General features: G+C 73.4%; 1 protein-coding gene. It reads left to right on the forward strand.

Annotated elements, in window-relative coordinates:
* Nucleotides 1–432: metal ABC transporter solute-binding protein, Zn/Mn family (locus G3I71_RS46600; RefSeq protein WP_164324994.1), on the forward strand; the 432-nt coding region annotated here is incomplete at its 5' end.
* Nucleotides 433–512 lie beyond the last annotated feature (80 nt).

Genomic DNA, 512 nt, shown 5'->3' on the forward strand with positions numbered 1-512 from the left:
CCCGACGGCGCCGACACGTACCGCGCCAACGCCGCCGCGCTCGGCACACGCTTCGGCGAGCTCGACGACGCGTACGCCGCCGGGCTGGCCACGTGCGAGCGCCGCACGGTCGTCACGACGCACGAGGCGTTCGGGTACCTCGCGCAGCGCTACGACCTCGAGCAGGTCGGCATCGCGGGCGTCGACCCCGAGACCGAGCCCTCGCCCGCACGGCTGCGCGAGGTCGGCGACCTCGTCCGCGCCGAGGGCGTCACGACGATCTTCTTCGAGACGCTCGCGTCCCCGAAGGTCGCGCAGACCCTGGCGTCCGACCTCGGGGTCGAGACCGCCGTCCTCGACCCGATCGAGGGGCTGACGGACGACGCGCAGGACTACTTCTCGATCGCGCAGGCGAACCTCGAGTCCCTGCGCGTGGCATTGTCCTGCTCGTGAACGCGATCGACGCCGCCGACGTCCACGTGACGCTGGGCGGCCAGCCCATCGTCCGCGGCGTCGACCTCGCGGTGCCCCCC

Origin of the sequence: Streptomyces sp. SID12501 (genome assembly GCF_010550245.1) — a bacterium.
In the GTDB taxonomy this organism is placed as follows: domain Bacteria; phylum Actinomycetota; class Actinomycetes; order Streptomycetales; family Streptomycetaceae; genus Streptomyces.